The sequence below is a fragment of the Streptomyces stelliscabiei genome, from assembly GCF_014873495.1.
Classification (GTDB): domain Bacteria; phylum Actinomycetota; class Actinomycetes; order Streptomycetales; family Streptomycetaceae; genus Streptomyces; species Streptomyces bottropensis.
Genome location: NZ_JADBGF010000001.1, coordinates 7,139,362 through 7,156,966 on the forward strand (window position 1 = coordinate 7,139,362; position 17,605 = coordinate 7,156,966).

Annotated in this window: 16 protein-coding genes; all 16 read left to right on the forward strand. The window is 69.3% G+C overall.

All coding sequences use genetic code 11. The features are described 5' to 3' along the window. The first annotated feature begins 153 nt into the window (after positions 1-153). The gene (gene rho / locus H4687_RS31825; protein ID WP_192781742.1) at positions 154-2,184 is read left to right on the forward strand and encodes a transcription termination factor Rho; all 2,031 of its coding nucleotides are present in this window, start codon (positions 154-156) and stop codon (positions 2,182-2,184) included. 180 nt (positions 2,185-2,364) lie between these two features. Further along, a complete protein-coding gene (locus H4687_RS31830; RefSeq protein ID WP_046917288.1) occupies positions 2,365-4,074 on the forward strand; it encodes a trypsin-like serine protease in 1,710 nt (569 codons plus the stop codon). Between the two features lie 211 nt (positions 4,075-4,285). Further along, a complete protein-coding gene (locus tag H4687_RS31835; RefSeq protein ID WP_046917287.1) occupies positions 4,286-5,434 on the forward strand; it encodes an LCP family protein in 1,149 nt (382 codons plus the stop codon). 241 nt (positions 5,435-5,675) lie between these two features. Next, entirely contained in the window at positions 5,676-5,897 is a 222-nt protein-coding gene (gene rpmE / locus H4687_RS31840) for a 50S ribosomal protein L31 (RefSeq protein ID WP_046917286.1), read from the forward strand. Positions 5,898-6,036: 139 nt separating this feature from the next. After that, entirely contained in the window at positions 6,037-7,113 is a 1,077-nt protein-coding gene (gene prfA, locus H4687_RS31845) for a peptide chain release factor 1 (RefSeq protein ID WP_046917285.1), read from the forward strand. A gap of 39 nt (positions 7,114-7,152) precedes the next feature. Then, positions 7,153-7,998, forward strand: coding sequence for a peptide chain release factor N(5)-glutamine methyltransferase (prmC, locus tag H4687_RS31850; protein WP_046917284.1), 846 nt, complete (start codon positions 7,153-7,155; stop codon positions 7,996-7,998). 83 nt (positions 7,999-8,081) lie between these two features. After that, positions 8,082-8,729, forward strand: coding sequence for an L-threonylcarbamoyladenylate synthase (locus H4687_RS31855; RefSeq protein ID WP_046917283.1), 648 nt, complete (start codon positions 8,082-8,084; stop codon positions 8,727-8,729). Next, positions 8,726-9,397 (forward strand): arsenate reductase/protein-tyrosine-phosphatase family protein, encoded by a 672-nt coding sequence (locus H4687_RS31860; RefSeq protein ID WP_046917282.1) that lies wholly within the window; start codon positions 8,726-8,728, stop codon positions 9,395-9,397. Before H4687_RS31855 ends, H4687_RS31860 begins: the two co-directional genes overlap by 4 nt. Positions 9,398-9,563: 166 nt before the next feature. Then, positions 9,564-10,802: a serine hydroxymethyltransferase gene (locus H4687_RS31865; RefSeq protein WP_046917281.1), complete on the forward strand. Its 1,239-nt coding sequence runs from the start codon at positions 9,564-9,566 to the stop codon at positions 10,800-10,802. A gap of 129 nt (positions 10,803-10,931) precedes the next feature. Continuing rightward, positions 10,932-12,227 (forward strand): MraY family glycosyltransferase, encoded by a 1,296-nt coding sequence (locus H4687_RS31870; protein WP_046917280.1) that lies wholly within the window; start codon positions 10,932-10,934, stop codon positions 12,225-12,227. A 443-nt stretch (positions 12,228-12,670) separates the two neighbouring features. Next, positions 12,671-13,108, forward strand: a complete 438-nt coding sequence (locus H4687_RS31875) for a hypothetical protein (protein WP_005480260.1) — start codon at positions 12,671-12,673, stop codon at positions 13,106-13,108. Between the two features lie 273 nt (positions 13,109-13,381). Next, complete coding sequence (gene atpB, locus H4687_RS31880) at positions 13,382-14,152, forward strand: F0F1 ATP synthase subunit A (protein ID WP_013000661.1); 771 nt, start codon at positions 13,382-13,384, stop codon at positions 14,150-14,152. A gap of 76 nt (positions 14,153-14,228) precedes the next feature. Beyond that, entirely contained in the window at positions 14,229-14,462 is a 234-nt protein-coding gene (gene atpE, locus H4687_RS31885; protein ID WP_013000660.1) for an ATP synthase F0 subunit C, read from the forward strand. Between the two features lie 40 nt (positions 14,463-14,502). Then, complete coding sequence (locus tag H4687_RS31890; RefSeq protein WP_046917279.1) at positions 14,503-15,051, forward strand: F0F1 ATP synthase subunit B; 549 nt, start codon at positions 14,503-14,505, stop codon at positions 15,049-15,051. Further along, on the forward strand, positions 15,048-15,863 hold the full coding sequence (locus H4687_RS31895) for a F0F1 ATP synthase subunit delta (protein ID WP_046917278.1): 816 nt from the start codon (positions 15,048-15,050) through the stop codon (positions 15,861-15,863). Before H4687_RS31890 ends, H4687_RS31895 begins: the two co-directional genes overlap by 4 nt. A 135-nt stretch (positions 15,864-15,998) precedes the next feature. Next, a complete protein-coding gene (atpA, locus tag H4687_RS31900) occupies positions 15,999-17,594 on the forward strand; it encodes a F0F1 ATP synthase subunit alpha (protein ID WP_005480248.1) in 1,596 nt (531 codons plus the stop codon). Positions 17,595-17,605 lie beyond the last annotated feature (11 nt).

A 17,605-nucleotide genomic window follows, 5' to 3' on the forward strand; every position in this document is an offset into this window, starting at 1 on the left:
ACGGCCCGGAAAGCGCCGAATCATCAGAAATTTCCTCCGCCGCCTTTGGCGGACCACCGCCCCGGCACGGTCCACCCGAACAGGGCCGAAGCCGGACAGCACAAACGGTCGCCGAGCCAGAAGGCCGACGTCCGCTCCAGGGAAGGACCCTTCGTGAGCGACACCACCGATCTGATGGGCGCACGTGTCGAGGACACCGCTGCCGCGCCCGCCACGGACGCCGCGCCTGCCAGCGGTGCCGGCTCCCGGCGGCGCCGCGGCACCGGCCTAGAGGGCATGGTGCTGGCCGAGCTGCAGCAGGTCGCATCCGGCCTCGGCATCAGGGGCACCGCGCGTATGCGCAAGAGCCAGCTGATCGAGGTCATCAAGGACGCGCAGGCGGGAGGGGGCGCCCCGGCCAAGGCCGAGGCGGCCACCGAGACCAAGCCGAAGCGCCGCGCCACCTCCAAGGCGCGCACGGGCGACGACGCCGCGCCGGCCGAGAAGGCCGCCGCCAAGAAGGCCGAGGCGCCCGCCGAGAAGGCCGTGGCCCAGCAGCAGATCGAGATCCCCGGCCAGCCGGCCGGCGGTGACGAGGCGCCCACCGAGCGCCGTCGACGCCGTGCCACCGCCGACGCGGGCAGCCCGGAGACGGTCACCGCCGAGGCGAAGACCGAGCCCAAGGCCGAGACGCCGGCCCAGGCCGAGGTCAAGGCCGACGCCGGTGACCAGGGCGAGGGCCGTCAGGGCCGCCGCGAGCGCGGCCGTGACCGCGGTGAGCGCACCGACCGCACCGACCGCACCGACCGCACCGAGCGCGGCCGTCGGGGCAAGGGCGACGAGCAGCAGGGCGGCGGCGGTCAGCCGCAGCGTGACCGCGGCCAGCAGCAGGGCCAGCAGCAGGGCGGCGGCCGCCAGGACCGTGACCGTCAGCGTGACAACGGCCCGCAGGACGACGACGACTTCGACGGCGGACGCCGTGGGCGTCGCGGCCGTTACCGGGACCGTCGTGGCCGTCGCGGCCGTGACGAGATCGGCACCCCCGAGCCGCAGCTCGCCGACGACGACGTCCTGATCCCCGTCGCGGGCATCCTGGACATCCTCGACAACTACGCGTTCATTCGGACCTCCGGCTACCTGCCGGGCCCGAACGACGTGTACGTGTCGCTCGCCCAGGTCCGCAAGAACGGCCTGCGCAAGGGTGACCACGTCACCGGTGCGGTCCGGCAGCCCAAGGACGGCGAGCGCCGCGAGAAGTTCAACGCGCTGGTCCGGTTGGACTCCACCAACGGCATGGCGCCCGAACACGGCCGTGGCCGCCCGGAGTTCAACAAGCTGACGCCGCTCTACCCGCAGGACCGGCTCCGTCTGGAGACCGACCCGGGCGTGCTCACCACCCGCATCATCGACCTCGTCGCGCCGATCGGTAAGGGCCAGCGCGGTCTGATCGTGGCCCCGCCGAAGACCGGCAAGACCATGATCATGCAGGCGATCGCCAACGCGATCACGCACAACAACCCCGAGTGCCACCTGATGGTCGTCCTCGTCGACGAGCGTCCGGAAGAGGTCACCGACATGCAGCGGTCGGTGAAGGGCGAGGTCATCTCCTCGACCTTCGACCGCCCGGCCGAGGACCACACGACGGTCGCCGAGCTGGCCATCGAGCGGGCCAAGCGGCTCGTCGAGCTGGGCCACGACGTGGTCGTGCTGCTCGACTCGATCACGCGTCTGGGCCGTGCGTACAACCTGGCGGCGCCGGCCTCCGGCCGCATCCTGTCCGGTGGTGTCGACTCGACCGCCCTGTACCCGCCGAAGCGCTTCTTCGGTGCGGCCCGCAACATCGAGGACGGCGGTTCGCTGACCATCCTCGCCACCGCGCTGGTGGACACCGGGTCACGCATGGACGAGGTCATCTTCGAGGAGTTCAAGGGCACGGGCAACGCCGAGCTGAAGCTCGACCGGAAGCTCGCCGACAAGCGCATCTTCCCGGCGGTGGACGTGGACGCGTCCGGTACCCGTAAGGAAGAGATCCTGCTCGGCAGCGACGAGCTCGCCATCACCTGGAAGCTGCGCCGTGTGCTGCACGCGCTCGACTCCCAGCAGGCGATCGAACTGCTCCTCGACAAGATGAAGCAGACGAAGTCGAACGGCGAGTTCCTGCTGCAGATCCAGAAGACGACGCCGATGCCGGGTAACGGCGACTAGTCGATCCGTCGACCGGACGAAGCGCTGGGGCCACCCTCCATGTGAGGGTGGCCCCAGTTTTCCGTAGGGGACACGTGTACGATCACGGTCTTCATGCTCTGAACAAACGTTGCACTCCCAGGGGGGAATCGAGTGGCTAGACCCTTGTCCGGAGCCATTGCCGCCGCGATAGCGGGGGCGTTGCTGCTGACGTCGGCGAGCGGGGTCTCCGCCGACACCGGCACGACGCCCGACGCGTTGGACGTGCGGATCGCCAAGGCCATGGCCGCGGACGACACCGCGAACGCGAACCTGCCGGAGCGGGAGCCGTCGTCGAGCACGAGCTCCGACAGTGGCCTGCAGCAGTCCGCCCAGATCATCGGCGGCTCGACGACCACGATCGGCTCGGCGCCGTGGATGGCGCAGCTCTGGTACTACGACCCGACCCAGGACCTCGGCTTCTTCTGCGGCGGCTCGGTCGTCTCGCCGACGAAGATCCTCACCGCCGCGCACTGCGTCGACAAGGACTACTACAACTGGGTCGAGTACGGCGAGATCATCACCGGCACCGACCAGCTGCCCACGGCCGTCTACAACGACGACGGCACCCTCGACCACGTCGACTACCACGGCGGCACCCGCAGCACGCTGTCGCGCCAGTGGAACCACTCCTCGTGGAACGAGGACGAGATCGACAACGACGTCGCCGTCCTGACGCTGTCGGCGCCGGTCAGTGCCACGCCGATCAAGATGACGTCGTCGGACGACACCGCCTCGTACAAGGCCGGCACCTCGGCCAAGGCCTACGGCTGGGGCCGCACCAGCTCCAAGACCGAGGACATCTCGCAGACGCTGAAGACGGCCACGCTGCCGATCGTCAGCGACACGACCTGCGGGAACACGTGGGGCGACTACTTCATCAAGGGGCACATGGTCTGCGCGGGCAAGCCCGCCGGCGGCACCGACGCCACGACCACGGCCACCTGCAACGGTGACTCCGGCGGCCCGCTCGTCGTCAACAACAAGGTGGTCGGCGTCGTCTCCTGGGGCGTCACGGACTGCGTCTACAAGGGCGCCTACCCGGTCTTCGCCAAGGTCAGCAAGTACACCGGCGCGGCCTACCCGCGCGTCGACGACGCCGCCATCACCCGTGACGGCAAGGCCGACGTCTTCCTGCGCAACAAGGAGACCGGCACGGGCTACGTCCGCGCCTCCACGGGCTCCAAGCTCGGCGACCGCCAGTCGCTGAGCTCCAACGGCAGCTGGACCGGCTACAACCTCGTCCAGCAGACCGACCTGAACCGGGACGGCTACCAGGACTTCGTGCTGCGCCGCTCCTCCGACGGTGACGTCTTCTGGCGGCGGTACGTGCCCTCGTCCAAGACCTGGACGACGACGCAGATCTTCGACGACTGGAAGACCCGCACCCGGATCGTCACCCCCGGTGACGTCACCGGTGACGCCCTGCCCGACCTGCTCTCGGTCGACTCGGCGGGCGCCCTGTGGATCTACCCGGGCAAGGGCACCGGTTCCTTCGGTACCCGCGTCAAGGTCGGCACCGGCTGGAGCCAGTACAACGCGGTCGTCGGTCACGGCGACTTCAACGGCGACGGCAAGGCCGACCTGATCGCGCGCACCAAGACCGGCTCGAACGTCTACCTCTACAAGGGCACCGGCAAGTCCGGTACGGGCGCCTTCGCCACCCGGATCAAGGTCCGCTCGGACTGGAGCGCCTACAACACGCTCCTCACCCCCGGTGACGTGAGCGGCGACGGCAGGGCGGACCTCCTGGCCCGTACGCCGGCCGGCACGCTGTACCTCTACAAGGGCACCGGCAAGGCCACGAGCGAGATCTTCGGCACACGGGGCTCGGTCGGAACCAGCTACGCCCAGTACGACCTGCTCGGCTGAAACACCAGGTGAGCCCGGCTCCTCGGGCGCACCGGTCACCCACGGTGCCCATCGCGTTCCACGCGATGGGCACCGTTCGTCGTGCAACCCTTTCCCGGATTACTCCGTCTGACCGAACGGAGTGACCATGGAGCGGTATGGCCACATCCGTCCCGGCAGGCCTGGGCCTGAGCGCAGGGGGTATCCGACCGGAAAGAGAACCGAGGAGCAGATGTCCGCCGAGAACACGCCGGCAACCGGCAACCTGGGCAGTCCCGGCACCAGCGGCCCGCGCCATCGCGCGACCGGGCGCCGCCGCCGCACCACACGCGGCGGGCACAGCAGGGCGGCGGTCGCCGTCGTCTGGACCGCGGCGGGCGTGCTCGTGCTGGGCGGCACGGGCATCGGATACCTGTACTTCAAGCTCAACGGCAACATCAAGAGCGTCGACATCAACCAGGCCCTCGGCACCGACCGACCCCTCGACGTCGACAACGGCTCGCAGGACATCCTCGTCCTCGGCTCCGACACCCGCTCGGGCAGCAACAAGAAGCTCGGCGGCGGTGTCGACGACGGCAGTGCCCGCTCCGACACGGCGATGGTCGTGCACGTCTACGAGGGCCACAAGCGGGCCAGCGTGGTCTCCATACCCCGGGACACCCTCGTCGAGCGGCCGGAGTGCACCGACGCGGACGGCAAGACGCACCCGGCCGCCTCGTACGCCATGTTCAACTCCGCGTACTCCACGGGAGGCGCGGCCTGTGCGGTGAAGACCGTCGAGTCCATGACCGGTATCCGCATGGACCACTACGTCGAGGTCGACTTCGCGGGCTTCGAGAAGCTGATCAACGTCCTCGACGGGGTCGACATCACGACGACCAAGGACATCAAGGACCCGGACAGCCATCTGAACCTGAAGGCGGGGGAGCACACGCTCACCGGCAAGCAGGCGCTGGGCCTCGTCCGTACCCGGCACGGGGTCGGCGACGGGTCCGACCTCGGGCGCATCCAGCTCCAGCAGGCGTTCATCAAGGCCCTCATCGAGCAGGTCAAGGACGTCGGCATCCTCAGCGACCCGAAGAAGGCCTACGAGCTCGCGGTCTCCGCGACCGACGCCATCACCACGGACTCCGACCTGAACACGGTCAAGGACCTCGCGTCCTTCGCGAGTGGTCTCAAGGGCATCGGATCCAAGAACATGACCATGGTCACGATGCCGGTCCAGTACGACCCCGCCGACCCCAACCGCGTCCTGGTGGACGAGCCGAAGTCGAAGCAGGTCTGGGCGGCCCTGAAGGCCGACAGGGCCATCCCGAAGTCGGCCGTCAAGGGAACGGCGACAGGTACCGCCGAGGGCGTCGTCACCGCCGGCCGAGGCTAGTCAGGGGGCCCGCGGAACCACGCGCCCGGCCACGACGGTCCCGCAGCCGCCATGACGGCCGTCGGCGCACCCCGTGGCGCGTGCCGGGGACGGCGGTGCGGGAAACCCGGTGGGAATACCTGAGCCCACCCCCTGGTTTGGGGAGATGGCACCAGTGCTGGCAGACTGGTACGTCGGCTCCGGTTCACGCCCTCGCATCCCGCGGCGGCGACCCGGCGCCCTCCCGAACCTAGGAGACACCTTGAAGCGCGACATCCACCCCGAGTACGTCGAGACGCAGGTCAGCTGCACCTGTGGCGCGTCGTTCACCACCCGTAGCACGATCGAGAGCGGCACCATCCGCGCCGAGGTCTGCTCCGAGTGCCACCCGTTCTACACGGGCAAGCAGAAGATCCTCGACACCGGTGGCCGCGTGGCCCGCTTCGAGGCCCGCTTCGGCAAGGCCGCCGCTGCCTCGAAGTAGCGAGCCCCCAGCGCCGGTCCGCGGTGCCCCTCACGGGGGCATCGGGACCGGCGCTTTGCGGTGCAGCGCACAGGCACGGCCCACGGGCGACGCCCACGGGAGCGGCCCACTCACAACGTTCGTACAGGGAGCCGGAGAGATGTTCGAGGCGGTCGAGGAACTGGTCGGGGAACACGCCGATCTGGAGAAGAAGCTCGCCGACCCGTCGGTCCACGCCGACCAGGCCAACGCGCGCAAGCTGAACAAGCGCTACGCGGAGCTGACCCCGATCGTCGGCACGTACCGCACCTGGAAGCAGACCGGCGACGACATCGACACGGCCCGCGAATTCGCCGCGGACGACCCGGACTTCGCCGCCGAGGTCAAGGAGCTGGAGAAGCAGCGCGAGGAGCTGACGGAGAAGCTGCGGCTGCTCCTCGTCCCCCGCGACCCCAGCGACGACAAGGACGTCATCCTGGAGATCAAGGCCGGCGCGGGCGGCGACGAGTCCGCCCTCTTCGCCGGTGACCTCCTGCGCATGTACCTCCGGTACGCCGAGCGCGTCGGCTGGAAGACCGAGATCATCGACGCCACCGAGTCCGAACTGGGCGGCTACAAGGACGTCCAGGTCGCCGTGAAGACCAAGGGCGGCCAGGGCGCCACCGAGCCCGGCCAGGGCGTCTGGGCCCGGCTGAAGTACGAGGGCGGGGTGCACCGCGTCCAGCGGGTGCCCGCGACCGAGTCCCAGGGCCGGATCCACACCTCCGCGGCCGGTGTGCTCGTCACCCCCGAGGCCGAGGAGGTCGACGTCGAGATCAACGCCAACGACCTGCGGATCGACGTCTACCGCTCCTCCGGGCCCGGCGGGCAGTCCGTCAACACCACCGACTCCGCCGTGCGCATCACGCACATTCCGACCGGAGTCGTCGCCTCCTGCCAGAACGAGAAGAGCCAGCTGCAGAACAAGGAGCAGGCGATGCGTATCCTGCGCTCCAGGCTGCTCGCGGCGGCACAGGAGGAGGCGGAGCGGGAGGCCGCCGACGCCCGCCGCAGCCAGGTCCGCACCGTCGACCGCTCCGAGAAGATCCGCACGTACAACTTCCCGGAGAACCGCATCTCGGACCACCGCGTCGGATTCAAGTCGTACAACCTGGACCAGGTCCTGGACGGCGAACTCGACGCGGTGATCCAGGCCTGCGTCGACGCGGACTCGGCCGCGAAGCTGGCAGCCGCGTAAGGCACGTACGAGCACGAAGAAGTACGACGGAGGACTTGCGTGAACCTGCTGCTCGCGGAAGTGGCCCAGGCCACCCAGCGCCTGGCCGACGCCGGCGTGCCCTCGCCGCGCAACGACGCGGAGGAGCTCGCCGCGTTCGTGCACGGTGTCAAGCGGGGCGAGCTGCACACCGTCAAGAACTCCGACTTCGACGCCCGCTACTGGGAGGTCATCGCCCGGCGCGAGCAGCGTGAACCGCTCCAGCACATCACCGGACGGGCGTACTTCCGCTACCTCGAACTTCAGGTCGGGCCGGGGGTGTTCGTGCCCCGGCCGGAGACCGAGTCGGTGGTCGGCTGGGCCATAGACGCCGTGCGCGCGATGGACGTCGTCGAGCCGCTCATCGTCGATCTGTGCACCGGGTCCGGCGCCATCGCGCTCGCCCTCGCCCAGGAGGTGCCGCGCTCGCGGGTGCACGCCGTGGAGCTGTCCGAGGACGCCCTGACGTGGACCCGCAAGAACATGGCGGGCTCCCGCGTCGACCTGCGCCAGGGCAACGCCCTGGACGCCTTCCGCGACCTCGACGGCCAGGTCGACCTGGTCGTCTCCAACCCGCCGTACATCCCGCTCACGGAGTGGGAGTACGTGGCGCCCGAGGCCCGCGACTACGATCCCGAACTCGCCCTGTTCTCGGGGGAGGACGGCCTGGACCTCATCCGGGGCATCGAGCGCACCGCACACCGGCTCCTGCGTCCCGGAGGTGTCGTCGTCATCGAGCACGCCGACACCCAGGGCGGCCAGGTGCCCTGGATCTTCACCGAGGAGCGGGGCTGGGCCGACGCGGCCGACCACCCGGACCTCAACAACCGGCCGCGGTTCGCGACCGCCCGCAAGGCGCTGCCCTGATGAGCACGAGCACGAGCACGAGCACGGGCACGCGCCCCACGACAACCCCCCAGCAGCAGTACGTGTACGAGGAGGCCCGCTAGATGGCACGGCGATACGACACCAACGACGCGACCGACCGCGCCACCGGTCTGCGCGAGGCCGCGTCCGCCATCCGCCGGGGCGAGCTCGTCGTGCTGCCGACGGACACCGTGTACGGCATCGGCGCGGACGCCTTCACCTCCGAGGCCGTCGCCGACCTCCTGGAGGCCAAGGGCCGGGGCCGCAGCATGCCCACGCCCGTGCTCATCGGCTCCCCGAACACGCTGCACGGCCTCGTCACGGACTTCTCCGAGATGGCCTGGGAACTCGTCGACGCCTTCTGGCCGGGCGCGCTGACCCTCGTCGCCAAGCACCAGCCGTCGCTGCAGTGGGACCTCGGCGACACCCGCGGCACCGTCGCCGTGCGCATGCCGCTGCACCCGGTCGCCATCGAACTGCTGACCGAGGTCGGCCCGATGGCGGTCTCCTCGGCCAACCTGACCGGGCACCCGGCGCCGGAGAACTGCGACGCCGCCGAGGCGATGCTGGGCGACTCCGTCTCCGTGTACCTCGACGGCGGCCCGACCCCCGGCAACGAGCCGTCCTCCATCGTCGACGTCACGGGCAAGGTGCCGGTCCTGCTGCGTGCGGGCGCCCTGTCGGCGGAGGAGCTGCGCAAGGTCGTACCCGACCTCGAGGTGGCGAATTGACGGCCCCTGACGCGGGGCGTGGCATATGGGACGGGGAAGAGACGCGGACCTTCACGGGGCTGCCGCGGGACACCTTCCGCATCCTCCACGTCAGCACAGGCAACGTGTGCCGCTCGCCGATCACCGAGCGGCTGACCCGGCACGCCCTGGCCGACCGGCTCGGGGACCCGCTGTGGGGCGGTCTCGTCGTCGAGAGCGCCGGGACCTGGGGGCACGAGGGGGCGCCCATGGAGGCGAACGCGGAGGCGGTCCTCGCCGACTTCGGCGCGGACGCCTCCGGCTTCACGGGGCGTGAGCTGCTCGACGAGCACGTCATCCGCGCCGACCTCGTGCTGACGGCCACCCGGGACCACCGGGCCCAGGTCATCTCCATGGGGCACTCCGCCGGGCTGCGCACCTTCACCCTGAAGGAGTTCACCCGCCTGGTCCGCGCCATCGACCCCACCACCCTGCCCTCCCTGGAGGAGGGCATGGTCGTCCGCGCACGCGCCCTGGTCCGCGCCGCCGCCGCTCTACGCGGGTGGCTCCTCGCCCCCACCGCCGAGGCCGACGAGGTCTACGACCCCTACGGGGCACCCCTGCCGTTCTTCCGCTCGGTGGGCGACGAGATAAACCAGGCCCTCGATCCGGTGGTCACCGCTCTCACCGGGGTGCCCGCGCGGGCTTGATCCCGGGCACGGGGTGGGTCGGCGGACGGAGTCCGGCGCAGCGTCTCGAAGCCGGGAGGCCCGCCGGGGTGCCCGTCCGGGCGTAACAGCACCGGCGACACCGGGCGCCCGGAGCACGGCGGGCCTACATTGGTCGTACGTCACCGTCGACGCCCCGGAGCCCATCATGTCGGTCACCCCTGTCCTAGAGGCCGATGTCCTGCGACGGCAGGACCCCGAGCTGGCCGACATCCTGCTCGGTGAGCAGGATCGGCAGGCGACGACGCTGCAGCTCGTCGCCGCGGAGAACTTCACCTCGCCCGCCGTGCTGGCCGCCCTGGGCTCGCCGCTCGCCAACAAGTACGCGGAGGGCTATCCGGGGGCCCGGCACCACGGCGGCTGCGAGATGGTGGACGTAGCCGAGCGGCTGGCCGTGGAGCGGGCGAGGTCGCTGTTCGGGGCCGAGCACGCCAACGTCCAGTCCCACTCCGGCTCCTCGGCCGTGCTCGCCGCGTACGCCGCCCTGCTGCGCCCCGGTGACACCGTGCTCGCGATGGGCCTGCACTTCGGCGGCCACCTCACCCACGGGTCGCCCGCGAACTTCTCCGGCCGCTGGTTCGACTTCGTCGGATACGGGGTCGAGGCGGAATCCGGCCTCATCGACCGCGAACAGGTGCGGACCCTGGCCCGCACGCACCGCCCCAAGGCCATCGTCTGCGGGTCGATCTCCTACCCCCGGCACATCGACTACGCCTTCTTCCGCGAGGTCGCCGACGAGGTGGGCGCCTATCTCATCGCCGACGCGGCCCACCCGATCGGGCTGGTCGCCGGGGGAGCGGCGCCCAACCCGGTGCCGTACGCCGACATCGTGTGCGCCACCACGCACAAGGTGCTGCGCGGGCCGCGCGGCGGAATGCTGCTGTGCGGGGACGAGCTGGCCGAACGCGTGGACCGGGCGGTGTTCCCGTTCACGCAGGGCGGCGCGCAGATGCACACCATCGCCGCGAAGGCCGTCGCGTTCGGCGAGGCGGCGACACCCGCGTTCACCGCGTACGCCCATCAGGTGGTCGCGAACGCCCGCGTACTGGCCCGGGGGCTGGCCGAGGAGGGGCTCGTGGTCGTCACCGGCGGCACCGACACCCACCTGCTCACCGTCGATCCCGCGCCACTCGGCGTCGAGGGGCGCACTGCCCGAGGACGGCTCGCGGCCGCCGGGATGGTCCTCGACTGCTGCGCCCTGCCCCACGGCGACGCCCGTGGCCTGCGGCTCGGTACGGCCGCGCTGACCACCCAGGGCATGGGCGAGACGGAGATGGCCCGGCTCGCCGTGCTGTTCGCGGGGGCCCTGCGCGACGGCGGGGACGGCAGGCGGACACGTGAGGAAGTGCGGGAGCTGGCCGGAAGATTTCCGCCGTATCCGCGCTGAGGTGGGGTAGACGCACCACCAGGCACAGCATCACGTGCAACCATCGTCGCTACCCGGATGTCCTCACCCTTATGCGCGCCTCGCTAGGGTGTGGGGCTGTGATGGCCAGCGAGACCTGTGGGGAAGCCCGTGCGTGAATACCTCCTGACGCTCTGCATCACGGCCGCGGTGACGTACCTGTTGACAGGACCGGTACGGAAGTTCGCGATCGTGGCCGGAGCCATGCCGGAGATCCGTGCGCGTGATGTCCACCGAGAACCGACACCGCGCCTCGGCGGCATCGCGATGTTCTTCGGGCTCTGCGCCGGTCTGCTGGTCGCCGACCATCTGACCAACCTCAGCGAGGTCTTCGCCAAGTCCGACGAACCGCGCGCACTGCTCTCCGGGGCCGCGCTGATCTGGCTCATCGGCGTCCTGGACGACAAGTTCGAGATCGACGCCCTGATCAAGCTAGGTGGCCAGATGATCGCCGCCGGCGTGATGGTCATGCAGGGTCTGACGATCCTCTGGCTGCCCGTCCCCGGTGTCGGCATCGTCGCGCTGACCCAGTGGCAGGGCACGCTGCTCACGGTCGCCCTGGTCGTCATCACCATCAACGCGGTCAACTTCGTCGACGGCCTCGACGGTCTCGCGGCAGGCATGGTGTGCATCGCCTCCGCCGCGTTCTTCATGTACGCCTACCGCCTCTGGTACAGCTACGGCATCGAGGCCGCGGCCCCCGCCACCCTCTTCGCGGCGGTCCTGATGGGCATGTGCCTGGGCTTCCTGCCGCACAACATGCATCCCGCCCGGATCTTCATGGGCGACTCCGGCTCGATGATGATCGGCCTGGTGCTGGCGGCCGGCGCGATCTCGGTCACCGGGCAGGTGGACCCGGACCTGATGAACCTGTACGGCTCGGAGCGCAGCACGGTCTACTCGATGGTCCCCGTCTACATCCCGCTGCTGATGCCGCTGACCATCATCGCGATCCCGGCCGCCGACCTGATCCTCGCGATCGTGCGCCGCACCTGGCGTGGCCAGTCGCCGTTCGCCGCGGACCGGGGACATCTGCACCACCGGTTGCTGGAGGTCGGGCACTCGCACAGCCGGGCCGTGCTGATCATGTACTTCTGGTCGGCGGTGATCGCCTTCGGCACCCTCGCCTACACCGTGAACGCGGCGTCCATGTGGATCGTCCTCGCCATCGCCATGCTCAGCGGGGTCGGTCTCTTCCTCCTGCTGCTGCCGCGCTTCACCCCGCGTGCCCCGCGCTGGGCGCAGCGCTTCGTCCCGCCGCGCTACCGCCGCCGCGCGGTCGTGCCGGCGACCTCGGAGCCGGTCGCGGACTGGACCCCGTCCCTCAACGGCGCGACGGCGATCGGCGGGCGCGCCCACGACCACGACCACGAAGCGGAACGCAGCCCGGCGGGTGCGCGCCACTGAGGCGCGGCCCGCTGTGGCGCGCGCCGTCGCGGTGCGCCGAGGATCTTCGGGAAGCGGCCGGGGGCCGTGTGCGTACGTCGCACACGGCCCCCGGCCGTCCGTCGTGCGGGCGCCGGGGCCGGGCGTCGTGCTGACGGCAAGGTAAGAATCTGACTAACGCTTTGCCGACGCCATGCAAGAACCTGACGGTGCAAAACGGCCTTATACCAGACAAGTCGGCCTGGATTTTGCACAGACGGGCGGGTTCACTCTCATGTGTGACACCTGGCACAGCATTCAGGTAAAGACCTCATCAAATAGTTTGTGATACGGTTCACGAGAACCCGGGACAGAGTCGAAGGACCGCAATAAGACGGTCCGACGGCGCGAGATTTCCGCTCGCCCCCGGGGTCTACGCTCGTCCATGACGACACCCTGCCCCCTCAGTAAGCGGAGTTGCCGCCATGCCGTCCAATGACGTCCGGACCCTCCTTCAGGCTGCCGTACCCACGGCCGCCGCCGGCGCGATCGCCGCTGTCATCAGCGCTGTGGTCGTCGGAGGCAAGGGGGCTCTCGGTGCCGTCGTCGCGGCAGTGATCACGATCGTCTTCATGGGGATCGGGTTCTACGTTCTGCAGCGCACCGCCAAATCGCTTCCTCATCTGTTCCAGATGATGGGCTTGATGCTCTACGCGGCACAGATTCTGCTGTTGTTCATCTTCTTGTCCGCGTTCAAGAACACCACGCTGTTCCATCCCAAGGCTTTCGCGTTCACGCTCGTCGCCACCACGCTCGTGTGGATCGCGGCACAGACGCGCGCACATATGAAGGCCAAGATCCTCTATGTCGAACCCGATGCGTCCACGGGCAACAAGCCCGAAAAATCGGGGCACTCGTCGTGAGGAGTAGGGCCGGGATAAGGGCGTGTACGAACTCCTGCTATCGTCCGGTGCCAACTGCGGCATCGCGGGCGCGGGCATCTGAGCTGACGCCTGCTCAATCGCGAGGCTTGATGCCCCCCAGCCGCCCCCACATCCGTAACACCAGTCCAGTGCCGACCCGCGGCTGCGCGCCGCGCCGACACAACGAGGTTGCCGTACCCATGCGTCACGCCGAAGGAGCCCGTGGTGAGTGCTGACCAGACCCAGCTCGCCTTTGACTGGAGCTGTCGGATCATGTCCGACAACGGCTGTGGCTTCCCGGCTCCGGGCCTGCACTCGTTCCTCTTCAAGCCGATCGCCACGGTCGGGGGGTTCGAGTTCAACAAGGTGATGCTGCTCGCGCTCATCACCACTCTCCTGGTGATCACCTTCTTCACGCTCGCCTTCGGCAAGGCGAAGGTGGTGCCGGGCAAGCTGCAGATGATCGGTGAGGCGGGCTACGACTTCGTACGCCGCGGCATCGTCTACGAGACGCTGGGCCGGCGCGAGGGCGAGAAGTACGTCCCGCTCATGGTCTCGCTGTTCTTCTTCATCTGGGTCATGAACATCTGGTCCGTGATTCCGCTGGCCCAGTTCCCGGTGTCGTCGATCATCGCGTATCCGATGGTCCTGGCGGCCATCGTGTACGTGGTCTGGGTCTCGCTGACCTTCAAGAGGCACGGCTTCGTCGGCTTCTTCAAGAACGTCACCGGCTACGACAAGTCGCTCGGCCCGGTGCTGCCCCTCGTGATGGTCATCGAGTTCTTCTCGAACCTGTTGGTCCGCCCGTTCACCCACGCGGTGCGACTGTTCGCCAACATGTTCGCCGGCCACCTGATGCTCGTCATGTTCACCGTTGCCTCCTGGTACCTGCTGAACAGCTGGATGATCCCGGCGGCCGGTGTCTCCTTCGTCATGACCATCGTCATGATCCTCTTCGAGCTCTTCGTGCAGGCCGTCCAGGCGTACGTCTTCGTGCTCCTCGCCTGCTCGTACATCCAGGGCGCGCTCGCCGAGCACCACTGAGCCCCGCGCGCCACCAGCCCCCAGAACGTCCGGTGGCCAACCCCCGCCGGTCCATGAAAGAGAAGGAAGAATCAGCATGGCTGCCATGGAGACCCTCGCCGCCCTTGAAGGCAACATCGGTTCCGTCGGCTACGGCCTCGCCGCCATCGGCCCCGGCGTCGGCGTCGGCATCATCTTCGGCAACGGCACCCAGGCCCTGGCCCGTCAGCCCGAGGCTGCCGGTCTGATCCGTGCCAACCAGATCCTCGGCTTCGCCTTCTGTGAGGCGCTCGCCCTCATCGGCATCGTCATGCCGTTCGTCTACAACTGACGAGCCCTGACGAGCAAACCTTTCAACGAAAGGCACTGATGTGATCGCCAACCTGGTACAGCTGGCGGCCGAGGAAGAGCAGAACCCGCTCATCCCGCCCGGCCCCGAGCTGCTCGTGGGCGCCATCGCCTTCGCCATCGTGTTCTTCTTCTTCTGGAAGAAGCTCCTCCCGAACATCAACAAGGTTCTGGAAGAGCGTCGCGCGGCGATCGAAGGCGGTATCGAAGAGGCCGAGGCCATGAAGGTCGAGGCCCAGAGCGTGCTCGAGCAGTACAAGGCTCAGCTCGCCGAAGCCCGGCACGAGGCCGCGCGTCTGCGCCAGGAGGCGCAGGAGCAGGGCGCCACGCTCATCGCCGAGATGCGGGCCGAGGGCCAGCGGCAGCGCGAGGAGATCATCGCCGCCGGTCACTCGCAGCTGGAGGCCGACCGCAAGGCCGCCTCTTCGGCGCTGCGTCAGGACGTGGGCAAGCTCGCCACCGACCTGGCCGGCAAGCTCGTCGGCGAGTCCCTGGAGGACCACGCCCGGCAGAGCCGCGTCATCGACCGATTCCTCGATGATCTCGAGGAGAAGGCCGAGGCCGCGCGATGAACGGAGCGAGCCGCGAGGCCCTGGCAGCCGCACGTGAGCGTCTCGACGCGCTGACGGACTCCACGTCCGTCGACGCGGCGCGGCTCGCCGACGAGCTGGCCGCCGTCACCGCTCTGCTCCACCGCGAGGTGTCCCTGCGTCGGGTCCTCACCGACCCGGCGCAGTCCGGCGAGGCCAAGGCCGAGCTGGTCGGCCGTATCCTCGGCGGCCAGGTCGGTGCGACCACCGCCGACCTGGTGTCAGGACTGGTGCGTTCCCGCTGGTCGCAGCCCCGCGACCTGGTGGACGCGCTGGAGCAGCTCGCCGACGTCGCCGACCTCACGGCCGCGCAGCAGGCGGGCACGCTCGACGACGTCGAGGACGAGCTGTTCCGGTTCGGCCGGATCGTCGCCTCGAACACCGAGCTGCGGGCCGCGCTGACCGACCGTGCCGCGGGCGCCTCGGCCAAGAGCGAGCTGCTGCGCAGCCTGCTCGGCGGCCGTGCCAAGGCCACCACCGAGCGTCTGGTGACGCGCCTCGTGGCCGCGCCGCGTGGACGTAGCCTGGAAGCGGGACTCGACTCCCTGTCCAAGCTCGCCGCCGAGCGCCGGGACCGCATGGTCGCCACCGTCACCTCGGCGGTTCCGCTGAGCGACCCGCAGAAGCGACGCCTCGGCGCCGCCCTCGCGAAGCTCTACGGCCGTGCCATGCACCTCAACCTGGACGTGGACCCCGAGGTCCTCGGCGGGATCAGGGTCCAGGTCGGCGACGAGATCATCAACGGCTCGATCGCGGACCGACTCGAGGACGCCGGCCGCCGCCTGGCGAGCTAGCACCAAACTTCATAGCAGTACGTACGTATGTCTGCGGCCCGGTTGGGCCGTGCAGAGGATTCACCTCTTTCAGGGGGGAGTCCCCATCCCCCCAAAGTGAAACTTCGGGCCCAACAAGGAGAGCAGGGAACCCAGATGGCGGAGCTCACGATCCGGCCGGAGGAGATCCGGGACGCGCTGGAGAACTTCGTCCAGTCGTACAAGCCGGACGCGGCCTCGCGCGAGGAGGTCGGTACGGTCACCCTTGCCGGCGACGGCATCGCGAAGGTCGAGGGTCTTCCCTCGGCCATGGCCAACGAACTGCTGAAGTTCGAGGACGGCACCCTCGGCCTCGCGCTCAACCTGGAAGAGCGCGAGATCGGCGCCATCGTCCTCGGTGAGTTCAGCGGCATCGAGGAGGGCCAGCCGGTCACCCGTACCGGCGAGGTCCTGTCGGTCGCCGTGGGCGAGGGCTACCTCGGCCGCGTGGTCGACCCGCTCGGCAACCCGATCGACGGCCTCGGCGAGATCGAGACGTCCGGCCGCCGTGCCCTGGAGCTGCAGGCTCCCGGTGTCATGGCCCGTAAGTCGGTGCACGAGCCGATGGAGACCGGCTACAAGGCCGTCGACGCCATGACCCCGGTCGGCCGCGGCCAGCGTCAGCTGATCATCGGTGACCGCCAGACCGGCAAGACCGCCCTGGCCGTCGACACGATCATCAACCAGCGCGACAACTGGCGCTCCGGTGACGTGAACAAGCAGGTCCGCTGCGTCTACGTCGCCATCGGCCAGAAGGGCTCGACCATCGCCTCCGTGCGTGGCGCCCTCGAAGAGGCCGGCGCGCTGGAGTACACGACCATCGTCGCCGCCCCGGCGTCCGACCCGGCCGGCTTCAAGTACCTGGCGCCGTACACCGGTTCGGCCATCGGTCAGCAGTGGATGTACGAGGGCAAGCACGTCCTCATCATCTTCGACGACCTCTCGAAGCAGGCCGACGCCTACCGCGCCGTGTCGCTGCTGCTGCGCCGCCCGCCGGGCCGTGAGGCCTACCCGGGTGACGTCTTCTACCTGCACTCCCGTCTGCTGGAGCGCTGCGCGAAGCTCTCCGACGAGCTGGGTGCCGGCTCGATGACCGGTCTGCCGATCGTCGAGACGAAGGCCAACGACGTCTCGGCGTTCATCCCGACCAACGTCATCTCCATCACCGACGGCCAGTGCTTCCTGGAGTCGGACCTCTTCAACGCCGGTCAGCGCCCCGCGCTGAACGTCGGTATCTCCGTCTCCCGAGTCGGTGGTTCCGCGCAGCACAAGGCGATGAAGCAGGTCTCCGGCCGTCTGCGCCTCGACCTCGCCCAGTACCGTGAGCTGGAGGCGTTCGCCGCCTTCGGTTCCGACCTGGACGCCGCGTCGAAGTCGCAGCTGGAGCGCGGTCAGCGTCTGGTCGAGCTGCTCAAGCAGCCGCAGTACCAGCCGATGCCGACCGAGGACCAGGTCGTCTCCGTGTGGGCCGGTACCACCGGCAAGATGGACGACGTTCCGGTCGCCGACGTGCGCCGCTTCGAGAAGGAGCTGCTGGAGTACCTGCACCGCAAGGAGCAGGGCCTCATGACCTCCATCAAGGAGGGCGGCAAGATGTCGGACGACACCCTCACCGCTGTCGCCGACGCGATCGCCGAGTTCAAGAAGCAGTTCGAGACCTCGGACGGCAAGCTGCTCGGCGAGGACGCCCCGGCCGTCAACGTCTCCAAGTGACGTAAGGAAGG

What these genes read in the sequence shown, in the direction of transcription:
- atpE (WP_013000660.1), top strand. Translation starts at nt 14,229, where the DNA reads ATGGCTGCCATGGAGACCCTCGCCGCCCTTGAAGGCAACATCGGTTCC.
- atpA (WP_005480248.1), top strand. Translation starts at nt 15,999, where the DNA reads ATGGCGGAGCTCACGATCCGGCCGGAGGAGATCCGGGACGCGCTGGAG.
- H4687_RS31875 (WP_005480260.1), top strand. Translation starts at nt 12,671, where the DNA reads ATGCCGTCCAATGACGTCCGGACCCTCCTTCAGGCTGCCGTACCCACG.
- H4687_RS31835 (WP_046917287.1), top strand. Translation starts at nt 4,286, where the DNA reads ATGTCCGCCGAGAACACGCCGGCAACCGGCAACCTGGGCAGTCCCGGC.
- H4687_RS31865 (WP_046917281.1), top strand. Translation starts at nt 9,564, where the DNA reads ATGTCGGTCACCCCTGTCCTAGAGGCCGATGTCCTGCGACGGCAGGAC.
- H4687_RS31895 (WP_046917278.1), top strand. Translation starts at nt 15,048, where the DNA reads ATGAACGGAGCGAGCCGCGAGGCCCTGGCAGCCGCACGTGAGCGTCTC.
- H4687_RS31855 (WP_046917283.1), top strand. Translation starts at nt 8,082, where the DNA reads ATGGCACGGCGATACGACACCAACGACGCGACCGACCGCGCCACCGGT.
- prfA (WP_046917285.1), top strand. Translation starts at nt 6,037, where the DNA reads ATGTTCGAGGCGGTCGAGGAACTGGTCGGGGAACACGCCGATCTGGAG.
- atpB (WP_013000661.1), top strand. Translation starts at nt 13,382, where the DNA reads ATGTCCGACAACGGCTGTGGCTTCCCGGCTCCGGGCCTGCACTCGTTC.